Annotated in this window: 14 protein-coding genes and 2 pseudogenes; 12 read left to right on the forward strand and 4 right to left on the reverse strand. The window is 60.4% G+C overall.

Going from position 1 to position 15,472, the window contains the following annotated elements; translation table 11 throughout:
• Positions 1 to 217: 217 nt before the first annotated feature.
• The 6 genes and pseudogenes from NKI67_RS02835 to NKI67_RS02860 all read left to right on the forward strand — a co-directional run bounded on the left by NKI67_RS02835 (position 218) and on the right by NKI67_RS02860 (position 3,823).
• Positions 218 to 819, forward strand: a pseudogene (locus NKI67_RS02835) (lytic transglycosylase domain-containing protein).
• Positions 816 to 1,067, forward strand: a complete 252-nt coding sequence (locus NKI67_RS02840; protein ID WP_156937256.1) for a hypothetical protein — start codon at positions 816 to 818, stop codon at positions 1,065 to 1,067. The pseudogene NKI67_RS02835 and the gene NKI67_RS02840 overlap by 4 nt, the downstream one beginning before the upstream one ends.
• A complete protein-coding gene (locus NKI67_RS02845) occupies positions 1,064 to 2,806 on the forward strand; it encodes a relaxase/mobilization nuclease domain-containing protein (protein WP_031211113.1) in 1,743 nt (580 codons plus the stop codon). Before NKI67_RS02840 ends, NKI67_RS02845 begins: the two co-directional genes overlap by 4 nt.
• On the forward strand, positions 2,803 to 3,201 hold the full coding sequence (locus NKI67_RS02850) for an ABC transporter permease family protein (RefSeq protein WP_245274603.1): 399 nt from the start codon (positions 2,803 to 2,805) through the stop codon (positions 3,199 to 3,201). The genes NKI67_RS02845 and NKI67_RS02850 overlap by 4 nt, the downstream gene beginning before the upstream one ends.
• 56 nt (positions 3,202 to 3,257) lie before the next feature.
• Positions 3,258 to 3,518 carry a CopG family ribbon-helix-helix protein gene (locus NKI67_RS02855; protein WP_031211112.1) on the forward strand — a complete coding sequence of 87 codons (261 nt, stop codon included), beginning with the start codon at positions 3,258 to 3,260 and terminating at the stop codon, positions 3,516 to 3,518.
• Positions 3,515 to 3,823 (forward strand): type II toxin-antitoxin system RelE/ParE family toxin, encoded by a 309-nt coding sequence (locus NKI67_RS02860; RefSeq protein WP_023674278.1) that lies wholly within the window; start codon positions 3,515 to 3,517, stop codon positions 3,821 to 3,823. Before NKI67_RS02855 ends, NKI67_RS02860 begins: the two co-directional genes overlap by 4 nt.
• 187 nt (positions 3,824 to 4,010) lie before the next feature.
• On the opposite strand, the pseudogene NKI67_RS02865 reads toward NKI67_RS02860, so the two are convergent.
• Positions 4,011 to 4,682: pseudogene (locus tag NKI67_RS02865) on the reverse strand (zinc-binding dehydrogenase); the annotation flags it as partial.
• Between the two features lie 202 nt (positions 4,683 to 4,884).
• Entirely contained in the window at positions 4,885 to 6,549 is a 1,665-nt protein-coding gene (locus tag NKI67_RS02870) for an AfsR/SARP family transcriptional regulator (RefSeq protein ID WP_352644431.1), read from the reverse strand.
• 227 nt (positions 6,550 to 6,776) lie between these two features.
• Here NKI67_RS02870 and NKI67_RS02875 point away from each other — a divergent pair, with 227 nt between their 5' ends.
• The 6 genes from NKI67_RS02875 (at position 6,777) to NKI67_RS02900 (ending at position 12,909) form a co-directional block, all read left to right on the forward strand.
• On the forward strand, positions 6,777 to 8,432 hold the full coding sequence (locus tag NKI67_RS02875) for a vanadium-dependent haloperoxidase (RefSeq protein ID WP_023680784.1): 1,656 nt from the start codon (positions 6,777 to 6,779) through the stop codon (positions 8,430 to 8,432).
• Entirely contained in the window at positions 8,432 to 8,860 is a 429-nt protein-coding gene (locus NKI67_RS02880; RefSeq protein ID WP_023680785.1) for a hypothetical protein, read from the forward strand. The genes NKI67_RS02875 and NKI67_RS02880 overlap by 1 nt, the downstream gene beginning before the upstream one ends.
• Positions 8,861 to 8,938: 78 nt before the next feature.
• A complete protein-coding gene (locus NKI67_RS02885) occupies positions 8,939 to 9,298 on the forward strand; it encodes a hypothetical protein (RefSeq protein ID WP_031213365.1) in 360 nt (119 codons plus the stop codon).
• A gap of 73 nt (positions 9,299 to 9,371) precedes the next feature.
• A complete protein-coding gene (locus NKI67_RS02890; protein WP_198023675.1) occupies positions 9,372 to 10,307 on the forward strand; it encodes a phosphatase PAP2 family protein in 936 nt (311 codons plus the stop codon).
• A gap of 12 nt (positions 10,308 to 10,319) precedes the next feature.
• Positions 10,320 to 11,765 carry a S8 family serine peptidase gene (locus NKI67_RS02895; protein ID WP_023680788.1) on the forward strand — a complete coding sequence of 482 codons (1,446 nt, stop codon included), beginning with the start codon at positions 10,320 to 10,322 and terminating at the stop codon, positions 11,763 to 11,765.
• 37 nt (positions 11,766 to 11,802) lie between these two features.
• Entirely contained in the window at positions 11,803 to 12,909 is a 1,107-nt protein-coding gene (locus NKI67_RS02900; RefSeq protein ID WP_156937508.1) for a hypothetical protein, read from the forward strand.
• A 110-nt stretch (positions 12,910 to 13,019) separates the two neighbouring features.
• Here the strand turns inward: NKI67_RS02900 and NKI67_RS02905 are convergent, their stop codons facing one another.
• Positions 13,020 to 14,069: an L-idonate 5-dehydrogenase gene (locus tag NKI67_RS02905; RefSeq protein WP_352644434.1), complete on the reverse strand. Its 1,050-nt coding sequence runs from the start codon at positions 14,067 to 14,069 to the stop codon at positions 13,020 to 13,022.
• A complete protein-coding gene (locus tag NKI67_RS02910) occupies positions 14,066 to 15,472 on the reverse strand; it encodes a TRAP transporter large permease (protein WP_023674276.1) in 1,407 nt (468 codons plus the stop codon). The genes NKI67_RS02905 and NKI67_RS02910 overlap by 4 nt, the downstream gene beginning before the upstream one ends.

Below are 15,472 nucleotides of genomic sequence, written 5' to 3' on the forward strand. Positions count from 1 at the left end.
CTGCGGTCTGCGGGATGCAGCCCACAGAGGCATGACGACGTTTGCCGCATGTGTCATGCTCGGCTTCGTGGCGCCCGAAACTGGTGCAGCGGCTTCCTCTCATGGTGAACGGCCGGCGCACTCCGAGTCGACGATCTTGTCGGCTGGCCCGTGGTCGCGGCATATCCGGGAAGCGTCAAAACGCTTCGCCATTCCAGAGCGGTTGCTGCGCGGCGTCATGCATGTTGAGAGCGTCGGCGATGTTCGTGCGCTTTCAAGCAAGGGCGCAATGGGCTTGATGCAGTCATGCCGGTGACGTGGGAAGAACTGCGCATCAAATACCGTCTCGGTGACGATCCCTATCAACCGCGTGACAACATTCTTGCAGGTGCAGCATATCTTCGCGAAATGCTCGACAGCTTCGGGCGCAGCGGCTTTCTTGCCGCTTACAATGCCGGTCCTGGTCGGTACACGGAACATCTCATAACCGGCCGTCCGCTGCCACGCGAGACGGTCGACTACGTCAGGAAACTCGCGCCGCTGCTCGATGGTGCAGTTCTCAGTCCGCGGCGCGCGCGGCAGGGAAGGGGCAGAGCCAGCTCGCTCCGTGCAACGATCTTTGCGCATCCCCATGACATTCGGAACGCCACTGCATCGGATGGCAATGGTTATGGCGAGACGATCTTTGCGGCGATTCATTCGTCCGCAATGCGGTCGCCAATGGGCAATCCTGTTGCGGACCTGACCGCGATCGAGCCACGGCCGGGTGAAACCGATTTCCAATCGAACCACGCTGTTTCCGGCCTATTCGCTCAGCCCTCTTTAGCCATATCGCGATGATCGCCACGTTCCTCCTCAATTGCATTCCGGCCTGTTCCGTCGCGGAAATTGCGGCGGAAGGGTTGGCTGTGGATGAGAACAGAGAGATTGGCAGGATAAAGGGCCGCGAGGTGCGGCTCGGTTCGGCCGATTGTTTTCCTTACGATTTTCGTCTCATTTCGCAATGTGCTGGCACAATCAGCGATGTGCGCTATTCCCAATTTTTCAGTCTTTCAATGGAAACCGCACCTCGTGGCCGTCTAGCATGAAGCGTGACGATAGCTTTCGCGTCCGCCCCGGTCGCATCCGCTCCCGCGCCGGCCAGCGCGCACGACCCTTCATCTTCCAGGCTCTTGCGGCCACACAGCGCGCCGGCGGGCACCTTACACGCGAGGGTCGGATCACCTCCCCGCGAGCTTCAACGTTTGGCCGCGGCAGGTCAGCGAGCATCCGCGCCAGTCGCCTCATCTCTGACAGCTCACGCGGCGCCGTCGTCAAGACCCGTGTGGTACGGCAGTTCAGAGGGTCTGCGCCACTCGCCACCCATCTCAAATATCTTCGCCGCGAAGGTGTTACACGTGATGGTGAGAAGGCGAGGATGTTCGGTCCCGACACCAAAGATGCAGATCATGACGCCTTCTGCGACCGCTGCAAGGATGATCGGCATCACTTCCGTTTCATCGTTTCGCCGGAGGATGCAATGGAGCTCGGCGACCTCAAGAACTTCGCTTGTGACCTGATGGTCGACATGGAGCGCGACCTCGGCACGAGGCTCGACTGGATAGCCGTCGATCACTGGAACACCGAACATCCGCACGTTCACATCCTCGTTCGCGGCGTTGCCGACGATGGCGAGAGCCTTGTCATCTCGCGCGACTACATCCGCCAGGGCATGCGCGATCGGGCGAGCGACATTCTCACCCAGACGCTTGGGCTCCGCACGGACCTCGACATCCGCCAGGCCATCGAGCACCAGGTCGACACTGAGCGCTGGACGCAGCTCGATCGCCAGCTTGTTCGTGACGCCGACCGTCATGGTATCATTGATCTCGCGCCACACCCTGATCGCCGGCCCGACGAGTTCCTGGGGCTCAAAGTCGGCCGGCTGCGGCAACTGGAAAGCCTGGGCCTCGCGAACGAGATCGGTCCCGGCCAGTGGATGGTGGTCGAAGAGGCCGAGGCCACTTTGCGCGCCCTCGGTGAACGCGGCGACACCATCAAGCGCATGCACCGCAGCCTCACTGTGCATGGGCTAGAAAAAGGGACGGCCGACTATGTGCTGGCCGCCGAAAAGATTGATGCGCCCGTGATCGGCCGACTGCTCGAACGCGGCCTTGATGACGAACGGCGCGGCGCGGCCTATGCCATCGTCGATGGCATTGATGGACGCACGCACCACATTCGCTTCCATGACCCTGATGCGGCCGGAGACTCCGACCCGGGCTCGGTCGTGGAGTTGTGCCGCGATGCGAGTGCAAATGGCGGTGGCCGGGTCACGCTCGCGGTCCGCTCCGACCTCTCAATCGAACAGCAGGTCCATGCTTCCGGCGCGACTTGGCTCGATCGCCAACTCGTTGCACGCGAGCCTGCCGAATTCGGTGACGGCGGCTTTGGCAGGGACGTAAGACAGGCACTGCAAGATCGGGTCGACCACCTTGTCAGCCGCGATCTGGCCAGGCGCGAGGGACAGCGCGTCATTCTTGTGCGCAATCTGATCGATACTCTACACGATCATGAGGTGGAATCGCTCGGTGCCCGCCTCGCCGCCGAGACGGGCCTCTCATTCACGAAGGCTGCCAACGGCGATCATGTGGCTGGGATTTACCGGCGGCGTTTCTCGCTGGCTTCAGGCCGGCTCGCGATGATCGACAATGGGCTCGAATTCAAGCTCGTGCCCTGGTCGCCGTCGCTCGAAAAGCGATTGGGTAATCAAGTCATCGGGGTCGTGTGCTCGGATACGGGGGGCGTGGATTGGAACCTGGGAAAGAAGCGCGGCATCGGGCTATGAAGGTTACAGGCGTATGCTCTATCCTGATGCTGGGAAGCCAGCACGGTCGCACATTCTATTTGTACCCGCACAGTGAAGCGCCGATTGCCTCGCAAAATAGGGACTTTGCGCATCCTCGATTCAGTCTGGCGCCCGCGATCGCGGCACTGGCGCTGTTTGCCTTCGTCTATCATTGGAACAGCTATCTGTGGCCGCTGACAGTTTTGCAGGGCAATGCAGAGGATTATCCGATCGTCATTAGCCTCAGCCGCCTGCTCAGCTACAACAGAGGCGCCCTCAATACAGGACTGGTCATGGCCGGCGCCACGCTCGCCGTGCTGCCGCCATTGATGCTCTTCGCCTTCCTGCAGCGCTTCTTCGTGGATTCGATCGTCGGCTCGGCGGTCAAGGGATAATGGACCAGCGCGGCGCTCTGTGCTAAGGTGTACACAGATCAACACAGGACACCGCTATGGCCGCTAGCACCACTATGACAATTCGCGTCAGTCCCGATGTAAAGGAAAAGCTCGACCGGATCGCAACCGACACCCGGCGTAGCAAGTCGTTCCTCGCAGGTGAAGCCGTCGCAGCGTATGTCGATCGCGAGCTTGAAATCATTGAAGGTATCAAGCGCGGCCTTGCTGATGTCGAAGCTGGGCGCATCGTGTCTCATGATAAGGCCATGGCAGAAATTTATGCCGCGATTGATGCCGGCATGGGCCGCAAGGTGTGACGCGAGCCGTTCAGTGGTCTCGCGGTGCGCTGGACGACATCAAGGAACAGATCGCCTATATCTCGCAGGATAATCCGCGCGCTGCGCGCCTGGTCGCAGACCGGATTCTGGACGCAGGGGCCGCGCTTGGGGAAATGGCAACCGGGCGACCCGGCCGTCTATCCGGCACCTATGAAAAGCCTGTGAGTCGCCTGCCCTACATCATCGCTTATGCCGTGACCGCCAAGGGCGGCCGGGAAAGCATTTCAATTTTGCGGGTGATCCACGCAGCGCGCGGTTGGCAGGACGAGGAATGGCCGAACTAAGCAAAATCTCGCGACGAAGGGGCTTTAATCGCGAGCGGATTTGCTGCCAACAATTTTGACAGCAAGCTGCCGGTATTGCTCCCGAGTTTAACCGGAGACCTGGGTGGGAGCATATACGTCGAGCACGTTCTGAGTTTCGTCCGTTCGCAATGAGTTATGGCTGCTAACGATCTGGCAAAACCATGATTCAGTCCGCGGTCAGCACGACCTTGACACTCTGTGAACGGTCGACGGCAAGTCGGAAGGCATCGGGGGCGCAAGAAAGCGTGCGCTCGGCGGTCACCAGTTTCAGGACGTCCACCTCTCCCGACACGATGAAATCGACTGCGCGACCGAACTCCGTACCGAAGCGGAAGGTGCCTTTGAGGTCGATCTCCTTGGCCATCACTGCATTGGCAGGCAGCGGGATCTGGCCACCGGGAAGATTGCCGACCTGGACCACCGTGCCGCCGCGCCGGACACTGGCGATCGCCGCGGCAAGGCCTGCGGCAGTGCCTGAAATCTCGAACGCCACATCAAGCGAACCGCCGGCCGCGAGCGCCTGGAGTTCGGCGTCGCCGCCGGAAAGGTCGATCGTCCTGTCGGCGCCCAAACTGCGGGCGAAGGCGAGCGGCGCGGCGGCGATGTCGGCGACGGTCAGTTCAGCGCAGCCGGCAAGCCTGGCCGCGAGCATGGTCAAGAGACCGATGGGGCCGGCACCGAACAGGATGACATTGCGGCCCCTGATGTCGCCCGCCCGCGTGGCGGCGTGCAGGCTCACCGCTAGCGGCTCGGCAAGTGCGGCCGCCTGGTAGGCCACGTCAGATGGAACCTTGAAACATTGCGCGGGCGTGGCGTCGAACAGGCTGGCGAAGCCGCCGGCCGTGGCGGCGCCGATACGATGGTCGGCTATGGCGGCAACGACACTACTATGTCGACAACGCTGGCGACAGGGTGTGTCTCGGGTCGCTCAAGGGTCCGTTCCGGACATATCGGCAGGAGGCTGCACCGCTCTAACGGCCGAGGCCCAATCAATCCGAACGACCGAGTTCGATCTCGATACGTCGTCGATGAAATGCCGCCTAAAGACCGACGCTAGCCAGAGCCGAACCTATCAATTCAACGCTTCTCGGGTTGGGAAATGGCCCGAAATTGTTTCTGATTTTCTGGCTGGCGATATCAGGGTCCTTCGTCCGAAGCTGGCCGAACAGTTCGCGGGCCTCGTCCTTGACGCCGAGATGCGCCAACGCAGCCCCATAATAGCGGAGTGTCGGGGGATACGAAATCTCGCGCCCCCCCGGTTCAAGCGCGAGAGCGCGACGCCCCTCGCGGGCGGCCGCTTCGAAATCACCCGACATCGCCTCAATCATGCACAGTGACGTCGCGAAGCAATATCGAAACGTCAAGTTCTTTCCAAGTATCTCTGCCTTCTTAGCCGCTGCCCTAGCCTCTGAATAACGTCCAGTATAGAAGTTTAGCATAGAGAATGCGTCGTAGTACATGACATTTTGTGTACCCGTCTGCCTTGCTTTTTCCAAATATTCTCCGGCAGTAGTGAAATCTTGAAGGAGGAACGCGTGTACGTGGGCGCATAGAGACAGGGCTGCGCCATTAAATGGATCAAGGTCCATAGCCACGCGCATGTCGTCCTTGCACTCTTCGATCGTAAGGCGATAGTCGTAGGCATGCGAACGGTCGTAAAGAAATACAGCCTGATACGCGCGCCAAGCATGAAAGATGCCCTGGCGGCTGAGTCCATTTGCTTCGGTCAGCGTCGCACGGCTGGCTCTGACGTCGGACGGGCTAAGGCTGAACATCTGCGCTGTAGCAGTCAGAAGCCGTTTTCGGCTGAGATGGGAATCGTCCAGCGCATCGAGCGAGAGAATGTTCCGGTGCAGGAGACGGTCAACACAGTTGGTTGCGAAGGCCTGAAGATCCCGCTCCAGTGCCAGCGTCTTTCCGCCAAGCTTTACCACCGTACTCATGCTGACCATAACGTCCCGGTTGGTCGAACCGACGCACATAATGGCAACCGCCAGAGTATCGTAGGCGCTCTCCGTCTTGATCAGCAGATCCAAGTCCTGCGCGTCGGCAGCACTTCGCGGCCCGTTGCGAGCGGGATCCGGGACGGAAACCCGAAAGCAGCCCGTTTCCTCAAGGCCGGAGATGACGGCCTGCCGAAAGAGTTCAGGCAAAATCATGGCGCCGACCGCACCATTGTGCCAAGCATCCAAGCCGATGCTCACGACCAGACGCCTGTCGGGCTGCGCGCCACTGCGTCGAGTGTCGTCGGCCCCCGGACTGGTCACTCTCGGCGCCGCCGTTTGCCGCTGGCTTCGCCTCTCGCGCAGCCATTCCTCGAACCCTTCCTCTCCAGCAATGTCGAGGCCTTCAAGAAGCGTTCCGTTCGTCTGAGCGCTTTCACCCTCGCCCAATGCGTCGACGTCACACCGGTCGAGCCGAAGGCAGACGGTTTCGCGATCGATATGAAGCAGATCGGCCAAGTCCCCCGCGAGCAGCGCGCGCAACGATGACAGCTCGCGTCGAAGGCTGTTTTGAGACTCCGTCTTCTCGCATCGCCCCCATAGCATGTCCTGCAGCGAGGCTCGGGAACGCTCCCCGTTCCGGGAAAACGCAAGAATCGCAAGCAAGGCACGTGCCTTCTTGCTCGGCACGGCAATCTGACGGCCGTGCATATCCTCAAGTCGAAAGATGCCCCGCAGCGTAAGCCGCGCGATGAGTTGCATGGCCATTTCCAGCCTACCCTCGAACCCCGGCCATCTCTATAGCATAGACCGCAAAAGAATACACAATCTCACTCGATCGCGCGTTCAGTGATGGTCTTTTCACGCATTTTTCACGCAACAACGACGGAAATTCGGACGGTTTTGGAACGCGGGCATGGTCATTTCCCGCGTCGGCGGCGCACTGAAATCAAAATCTTGCTTGCGCTACCAAGATGGAGGCTAAAAAAATGTTAGATCAATTTGATCCGATCTTGTTCTGGAGCAGGGCTTCACTCGAAGCGCAACGCCAGGACTATACGTTCGGCGATGGAACGGGCATCGACGAGGCCGGAAAAGGCCGAACAAAGCTTGAACCGAAAGTGGGCGGGCCGACGCGTGCGTCCCGCGCGCTGGCAATCGTGCATATCGCCATGTACGACGCCCTGCTGATGGCCGATCCGGCTTCATTCCACAACAACCATCATCGGTTTGCTCGGCTGGCCGCATATCAGCCCATGCTCCCTGCCGCGCCTGCCGTGATCAGCCGTGAAGCCGCTGTCGCCGGAGCGGCGTCGGTCACGATCCGGCTGTTGTTCGAAGACGCCTTCGTTGAGCAGCTCGTTACGGAATACCGACTGCATCTGTATGAAAAGGGCCAGTCGGCGCAGGCGATCGAAAACGGGCTCGAGTATGGCGCTGCCATCGGCCGGATGCTCGCGGACGCTCGGTCCGCCGACGGTTCGGGAACACGGGATAGGCAATACCGCGCCTTCGGCCTACCAGGAACCTTCAGCCTTGACCCCTATTCGCCCCTGGGCGCCGCCGTGCTGGGTGCGACATGGGGTTTCGACGTTAGGCCCTTCGTCACCTACCCTGCCGGCGCGATAGAGTTTGTCGGGCCAAGCGAGGCCCTTGGAGAGCGGCCGCCGCAGCCGGGCCAGACAGAGCCCCTGGGGTCGTTTCTCGAAGCAATGAACTGGCCGGCGGATCGCGACCTGGTCGCCGGCAAAGGCGCTGCTCCAGGGACCGACCGGTTGACACGAACAGCCGAGGAAACGCTCATCGGAACCTTCTGGGCCTATGACGGGGTTCGCGGGATCGGCTTGCCGCCGCGCCTCTACAATCAATGTCTTCACGCGATAGCGGAGCAGGCGAACTTCTCGACGGAGGCGTTGGCCGTTCTGCTGGCCATCTGCAACCTGGGAATGGCCGATGCCGGCATTGCCGCGTGGCGCGAAAAATTCACCTATCATATCGCACGGCCGGCAACCTTGCTTCGCACCAACGAGGCCGGATTCAGGGAGGGTACCGCGTCCGTGCCGACCTTCGATCAGGCCAGGCTCTCAATGCCCGCCGGAGAGGCCGGCAAACCGGACTATACCTCCATCAAGGCATGGCTCGAATTGCCACCCGACACACCTTCGCTGGTCGAATCGGATGCGCATTGGGCCCCCCTCGGGGCACCACAGACGAATTCCGTCCCGCGTGGCGGCGATGGTCCGAAGTCACGAACGCCGCAGTTTCCGGCCTATCCATCGGGGCATGCGACCTTCGGTTCAACCTGCTTCGGGCTCGCAAGCGAGCTGCTTGAAGCTCTGGGCGGCGGCAAAGATCTCGTCTTTGCCTTCGTATCCGATGAGTATGATGGCCGCGCCATCGACCCGGACGGGTCCGTGCGTCCCCACCATGTCCGCCAGATGACGCTTGCCCAGGCAATCCATGAGAATGCCGTCAGCCGTCTCTATCTCGGTGTGCATTGGCAGATGGACGCTGTCGAAGGTGTGCGTCTTGGCCGCAACCTGATCGACGTCATGAAGTCCAACCCCGTTGGGCCTCTGCACGCGATCATCCCCGACGATCCTTTCGAGTCTGAACTCGCCGCCAAAGCAAAGGAGATGATGTGATGAACAACTTTCGCACGCGTATGGCGAACCAACTTAGTCATAGCCGCTGTGAAGATCCAGCTCGGCCGATCACGCCGGCCTCGTCAGAGACGTTAATCGTCGAGCTCAAGGACGACACGCTCTCGATCAGCGACACGCATCTGTTCGACTTCCCGAATAGCAAGCATGGGCTATTTGCCGCCAATAACCGCATTCACGCACGCAAGGTCAAACAGGACGGCGACGACACCGTGTTCGAAATGCTGGAAAAAATCGATCAGCCGGACGCCAAGCCGTTTCTAGTCCTTGCAGGCCGGCCGCATGACTGCCGCCTAAGCATCGGGGCCGACGGGATTCGCCGATTGCGAGCCTACGGCACCGATGATGGAAACGGACGCCTGAACTGCGGCGGGTGGATATTCGACGCCCTGCAGTCGTCTTCCGCCTGACATTCCCCAAATCAATGGACGCCATCGGTTGCGGTGGCGTCCACACCCGAAACGTGATCACTCTGTGGGAGAAATAAAATGGACAATTATCCGGTATGGGGACTTTTGATTGCTTTCAACGGAGCGACTATATTTCTTCTGCGCTCCGTATTCACAAGCATTGACTACAAATCGATTATGTTGGAGAAGAATATCCAGGACGACAACGGCGTAGCTCCTGTCGAGAGCTACAGTCGTGTAGCCGGCATGCTTGGGGCATCTTTGATGGTTACGCTATTCTGGGGCGCGAGCAACGTCGTCCTCTACTTTGCGATCGTGCGGCCCGATCAGGTTTCTGGAATCGTCACCAGTGTCGGGAATTTTCTTTTCTACGGCGCATCGCTCTTTCTTCCATACGCGGCCAACCAACTGAAGGCGATGTTCCAGAAGCCGGCATGACGACCGCTTGCAGAAATTATAACACGGGGCAGCCTTTTCGAAGAAGGCTGCCGGGCAAATGGGGGACAAAGAGATGGGACTTCAACCTGTTGACCAACTGGATTTTAGGATCAGTTCGAATATCGTCCTGACAAGACGCGGCGAAATCGGCTTTCTTCAAACAGACAACGCTCTCTTCACGGAATTTTTTAAAGATCTGCCCAATGCGAACAAGTTCGCTGCGGCCTTTGCGGGATCCCTATCGCGTTCCCGCAGCAGCTTCGAAGTCCTTTCGCGCTCACGGTCCCGCTCGCGGTCAAGATCGCGATCGCGATCACGTTCAAGATCAACTGCGCAGGTGGAGCGCGGCGGCGGCGCAGTCGGCGAGGTTCTCGCGTCCTGGGACGTCGTGAGGCGGCTTTACGCTGCGGGGATGTTGGACGGGACTTACCCTTTCGAGGCCCTGCAGATAAAACCGCCGCCGGGTCCGTCGGAAGCTGCCGCCGAAATTGCAGCGCTTCACGTTCACCAACTGAGCCTTGTCAACGATCGCGCCAGGCAGGAAGAGATCCTGTCGCAGGCCGACACATCCAATCTGTCGGACATCTTTGCCCCTCTCGGCATCGAAAGCGGCGGCTTCGACAGTACTGAGAGGATGATCGAACTGATCCTGCAGGTCGCCGAGCGCGTTGGCTACTTTTACAAGGCCGTCTTCAATCGCCAGCGACCGAACCAGGTGGACTCCCGGTTGAGGCCATTCATCCCCGTTCCGCCTCATGCGGCATTTCCAAGCAACCATTCGTTTCAAATGTTCTGCATCGCCGAGGTTCTCACGCGCCTGATACCGGAACATCCCGGCACAACCGAACTGTTCTTCGTTGCCGAGCGCGTCGCCGAAAACCGTGAGCACGCGGGGCTACATTACCGTTCGGATACGGAGGCCGGCCAGGCTCTGGCCAGGCAGTTCGCACCGTTTTTCATCAATTTGTGCAGCCGCGAGATGCGTCAAGCTCTCCTGGAATGGCACTGAGGGAGGGGAGCTATGGAACCGGACACTGCACCAGGACAGGAGCGGACCGAGTCCCCTCTTTTCTATCTCTGGCATCTTGCCAGCATTGGCTTGCTCGACGCGCAAAGACCAGGCGTTGTGCCGCCAATCTGGTCAAAGGGCCTGCCTGAGAGCCGGGTCGCCATTATCGACAGCGGCTGCACATCGAGGCATCCAAATCTGCCAGCTAGCTGCATCGAAGCCCGGCTGGACGTGGCGGTGTCGACCGACGGAGTAGTCTATCGCGAGGAGGACCGGCGCGCCGCCCGGGATGGCTGGCAGAACCTTGAAGCGACGATGGCTCCAATATTGAAAATGATCGCCGACGACGCCGTTCGCGACGATATTGCCCGGCGCATCAAAGCGATGTCCGAAGGGGAGCCCCGGCTTGTCAACGCTGCCGATCCGGCAGAGCGTTTTGCCGGACACGGCACCTCTTGCGCCGGTCTTATAGCAGGCCGGACACTGAAGGAGCCGCCGGCGGGGTCGGCGCCTGCGCTCGATGGCGCCGTTTTGCCGTACTTTGGCGTGAATCCGTTTGCGACGATTATTCCGGTCGCCACCCCCTACAGCCATGAAATCGCTCCACTTGTCACCGCGCTTCTGCACGCGGTCGCCTGTCGCGCCGATGTCATTCTGCTGCCGCGATCGGTGAACGATCTCGGCAGGTTGGCCAGAGGGAAGAACGCGTCTGGGACGGGTGTTCGCATGACGCGGTTCGACGACGACGAGGCGTTGGCCACCGACAAGAAGATCTTTGAGCATCTCCTGGCAGCGATCGCAGCGGATCGTCCGGTCATTCTCGCGGCCGGGAATGACGGAATGGCCGAACCGGCCTATCCCGCGGCATTGGCGACTGCGACGGAGGCACCCTTCGGAGCGACATCTCTGATCGTTGTTGGCGCGGGCAATCAGCTGGGGTGGCGTTCCGCCTACTCGAGCGGCACCTACGCTTCAGGCGTTACGATCTACGGCCCGAGTGACGACGAGGCTATGATCACCGACCATGTCGTACGAATTGACCTCGCCGCTGAGATGGGCAGCGCAATTGCCAGGTCGGTTGGGCCAGCACGTGCGAAGGCCGGAGCCGAATATTCACCCTTCAGTGTTCTGGCGATTGACGTACCTGCCCGCCTGGCCGGCGATGCGGACGTCATCGACGAAACAACACCCCTGCCGACCGGGCTTCTCTATACCCGCTTCGGCGGAACCTCGGCCGCATCGGCGCTGATTGCAGGTCTGGCTTCGTTGATTCAAGCGAAGGCACTTGCCGACAGCAGCAAACGACACTCCGGCAGCCAATTGCGCGAGCTGCTGCTGAGCAAACGTCCAGCTGAACTGGTGCTTACCTCATCAGGCTCGTCGCGCTCGAAACTTAATAAGGGAGACCAGCCACCCCCTTACGTCCAGATCAGCGACGTCGTGCCAATCAAACCATGAAGGCACGACTGTAAGTCTCGATTATTTGGAGGCAAGCATGGAAGACGGCACAGAGAAGGCAACGGCAACGGCCGACCCGAGATCTGTATTCCCCGGCTCTGGGAGGCAATGTCCGAAATGTGACGAGCCGATCTCCTTAAAAGCCATTCGATGCCCTCACTGCCTGGCAGATCTCGGTAGAGGGGCAACCAGATGGCAAAAGGTGACACTTGGTGCAAAACTCGTACGCGACTGGATCGGGTTTCCTGCGGCAGTGGCTGCGCTATTAACTGCATTCTTCACCCCGACGGTCGCTGCCATGCTGAGTTGGTTCGACCAAGACAGAGCCTATGTGACGGCCGAGCTATTTAATCCCGACATTGTCAATGTAGGTCTAGACGATCGCGGAGTGAGCGACCAAACGGACAGGGTGACGCAATACATCTCTTTGATCCGCGTCGGCGGAAAGAATACCGGCTATTCTACCGCCTCGATCAGATCGAATTTTCGCTGCGCATTGCAGACCTCCGACGGCGCCGGCATGGATTATTATTTCGACTTCTATGACATTCAATCCCAGAGGAAGTTTTTTCCAACCTTGGACGCCGGACAGTCGATCATCACTTTCGGAAAGCTTACTGGTTCTCAAGAACACGATTCAGCTACGGGTATGAATACCTGTGAATTTTCTTATGTTGACCGGTACGGCCCGCGGCCCCCTTACATCGTGTCACTTTCCGACCGCGCAAGGTCAGAGATTGCAGGGCTCGCAATCGGAGATGAGCAAGCGGAACTACAGTCGCAATTCTGTGCTGGAATGGTGACGCAGATGCGGCTGAGCGACAAAACCATAGCCGACTGTGTAAACGACACACATGCAATCGCGATTGAGCCGATATATTTGTGGAAAAGCGCGGTCGCACGCGCAATGCAATTCTCAACGGCGTTCGGCACGATGACCGGCCAGCAGTCGAAACGTGCCGCGGGCGCTATCCTCGTCTGTAACGACAGCCCAGACAACTGCAAGCAGACAGATGCGAACATGTTGTCCGAAATGGACACGGCACTTAGTCGCTTCCAGCCGCCCATAACAACTTGGTTCTGCAGTTCAAAGCCAGGACTATCTTTGGCGGACTGCACACGGCGTGATTTCCCTCTTCCCTGAGCCGGCGTTCCATCTGAGCGACCCGTTCCACGAAACGTCAGCACAGAACAAGTGATTGAGTTTGACTGCCAACGTCTCGCGCGGCTCAATGCGTTTGGGCCGTTTCTCGATCAGTCCGCAGTGAGCACGACCTTGACGCTTTGTGAACGGTCGGCGGCAAGAAGGAAGGCGTCGGGCGCGGAAGAAAGCGTGCGCTCGGCGGTCACCAGCTTGAGGACATCCACCTCCCCCGAAACGATGAGATCGACCGCCCGGCCGAACTCCGTACCGAAGCGGAAGGTGCCTTTGAGGTCGATCTCCTTGGCCATCACTGCATTGGCAGGCAGCGGGATCTGGCCGCCGGGAAGATTGCCGACCTGGACCACCGTGCCGCCGCGCCGGACGCTGGCGATCGCCGCGGCAAGGCCTGCGGCAGTGCCTGAAATCTCGAACGCCACATCAAGCGAACCGCCGGCCGCGAGCGCCTGGAGTTCGGCGTCGCCGCCGGAAAGGTCGATCGTCCTGTCGGCGCCCAAACTGCGGGCGAAGGCGAGCGGCGCGGCGGCGATGTCGGCGACGGTCAGTTCAGCGCAGCCGGCAAGCCTGGCCGCGAGCATGGTCAAGAGACCGATGGGGCCGGCACCGAACAGGATGACATTGCGGCCCCTGATGTCGCCCGCCCGCGTGGCGGCGTGCAGGCTCACCGCTAGCGGCTCGGCAAGTGCCGCCGCCTGGTAGGCCACATCAAGTGGAACCTTGAAACATTGCGCGGGCGTGGCGTCGAACAGACTGACGAAGCCGCCCTGCATATGCGGTGTCTTCGATGCCGAGCCCATGAAGTAGATGTTTTCGCAGAGATTGGCGCGGCCTTCCAGGCATCGCGCGCAACGCCCGCACCAGCGCGATGGATTGACCGCGACATGGTCGCCGACGCCAAGGCCGGGCGCGGCGCCGTTGATCTCGACGATTTCGCCTGAGATTTCGTGGCCGAGGACAAGCGGCGAAGTGACGACGAAGTCGCCGGTACGGGCATGGCGGAAATAATGCAGGTCGGAGCCGCAGATGCCCCCTGCCCCAAAGCGCACCCGCACCATACCTGGTGCCAGCGGTTCAAGCGGACGCTCCACGACGCGCAGGTCCTGCGGGCCGAACAGCGTTGCGGCAATCACCTGGCCGCTCACCGGATCAAGCCCATCTCGGTCGGCAGCCAAAGCGTGATGGCGGGTATGAAGGTGATCAGAAGCAGCGCCACGATAAGCGGCACCAGCCACGGCAGGATCGCCATGGTGGTGCGCTCGACCGAAAGCTTGGCGACGCGCGACAGCACGAACAGCACCATGCCGAGCGGCGGGTGCAAAAGCCCGATCATCAGGTTGAGCGTCATGATCAGGCCGAAATGCACCGGGTTGATGCCGTAGACGGCGGCGACCGGCAGCAGGATCGGCACCAGAATCGTGATCGCGGCGATCGTATCGAGGAAGCAGCCGACCACCAGCATCAGGATGTTGACCAGGATCAGGAAGACCCATTTATTTTCGGTGAGCGCGAAAATGAAGTTCGAAAACAGCTGTGCCGCCTGGCTGACGGTGAGCAGCCAGGCGAAGATCGATGCGGCGGTAACGATGAACAGCACCGACGCGGTCGTTTCGATCGTGTCGAAGCTGGCCTTGGCAAGCAAACGCAGCGTCATTGTGCGGTAGCGCACCAGCCCGAGGAAAAGCGACCAGATCACAGCCGCCATCGCCGCTTCGGTCGGCGTGAACCAGCCCATCGTCATGCCGCCGATCAGGATGACCGGCGTCATCAGCGCCATGACCGCGGAGAAATCGAAATACCAGTCCGCGGCGATCAGCAGCAGCAGCGCGATGCCGACCGCGATGTTGATCGACAGGCCAAGCTGCACAAGCACGTAACAGCCAATCGGAAAGGCAGCCACCACCAGCACCTCGCCCGCCGCTTCGGCGAGCCGCCGAAGCTCGAAAGGCGTGTCGGAACCCCAGCCGCGATTGTAGGCAAAGATGGCAACCGTAATCATCATCAGCACGGTCATGACCACGCCGGGCAGGATGCCGGCCATGAACAGCGCACCGATCGAGACATTGGCCATCATGCCGTAGATGACGAAGGGCAGCGAGGGCGGAAAGATCGGCCCGAGCGTGGCGGAAGCGGCGGTGACGCCAACCGCGGCGTCGATAGGATAGCCGTGATCCTTCATCGCCTTGATCTCGATGGTGCCGATGCCAGCGGCGTCGGCGAGCGCGGTGCCCGACATGCCGGAAAAGATCACCGATCCGATGATGTTGACCTGCGCCAGGCCGCCTTTCATCCAGCCGACCAGGGCAAGGGCGAAGGAATAGATGCGCCCGGTGACGCCGGCGATGTTCATGAGGTTGCCGGCCAGGATGAAGAACGGAACGGCGAGTAGCGGAAAGCTCTCCACCCCGGCGATCATGCGCTGGGCCGCGATGATATCGGGCGCGACGCCGTAGATGACGAGGTAAAGGATCGACGCGGCCGCCATCGAAACGGCGACCGGCACGCCGATGAGCATCAGGACAAGAAAGCCCCCGACCAGAAGCAGCAT

Origin of the sequence: Mesorhizobium sp. M0408 (assembly GCF_040321495.1) — a bacterium.
Taxonomy (GTDB): Bacteria; Pseudomonadota; Alphaproteobacteria; order Rhizobiales; family Rhizobiaceae; genus Mesorhizobium.

Coding starts and splice junctions, on each gene's coding strand:
- NKI67_RS02840 (WP_156937256.1), top strand. CDS start 816: ATGATCGCCACGTTCCTCCTCAATTGCATTCCGGCCTGTTCCGTCGCG.
- NKI67_RS02845 (WP_031211113.1), top strand. CDS start 1,064: ATGAAGCGTGACGATAGCTTTCGCGTCCGCCCCGGTCGCATCCGCTCC.
- NKI67_RS02850 (WP_245274603.1), top strand. CDS start 2,803: ATGAAGGTTACAGGCGTATGCTCTATCCTGATGCTGGGAAGCCAGCAC.
- NKI67_RS02855 (WP_031211112.1), top strand. CDS start 3,258: ATGGCCGCTAGCACCACTATGACAATTCGCGTCAGTCCCGATGTAAAG.
- NKI67_RS02870 (WP_352644431.1), bottom strand. CDS start 6,549: ATGCAACTCATCGCGCGGCTTACGCTGCGGGGCATCTTTCGACTTGAG.
- NKI67_RS02875 (WP_023680784.1), top strand. CDS start 6,777: ATGTTAGATCAATTTGATCCGATCTTGTTCTGGAGCAGGGCTTCACTC.
- NKI67_RS02880 (WP_023680785.1), top strand. CDS start 8,432: ATGAACAACTTTCGCACGCGTATGGCGAACCAACTTAGTCATAGCCGC.
- NKI67_RS02885 (WP_031213365.1), top strand. CDS start 8,939: ATGGACAATTATCCGGTATGGGGACTTTTGATTGCTTTCAACGGAGCG.
- NKI67_RS02890 (WP_198023675.1), top strand. CDS start 9,372: ATGGGACTTCAACCTGTTGACCAACTGGATTTTAGGATCAGTTCGAAT.
- NKI67_RS02895 (WP_023680788.1), top strand. CDS start 10,320: ATGGAACCGGACACTGCACCAGGACAGGAGCGGACCGAGTCCCCTCTT.
- NKI67_RS02900 (WP_156937508.1), top strand. CDS start 11,803: ATGGAAGACGGCACAGAGAAGGCAACGGCAACGGCCGACCCGAGATCT.
- NKI67_RS02910 (WP_023674276.1), bottom strand. CDS start 15,472: ATGCTGCTTCTGGTCGGGGGCTTTCTTGTCCTGATGCTCATCGGCGTG.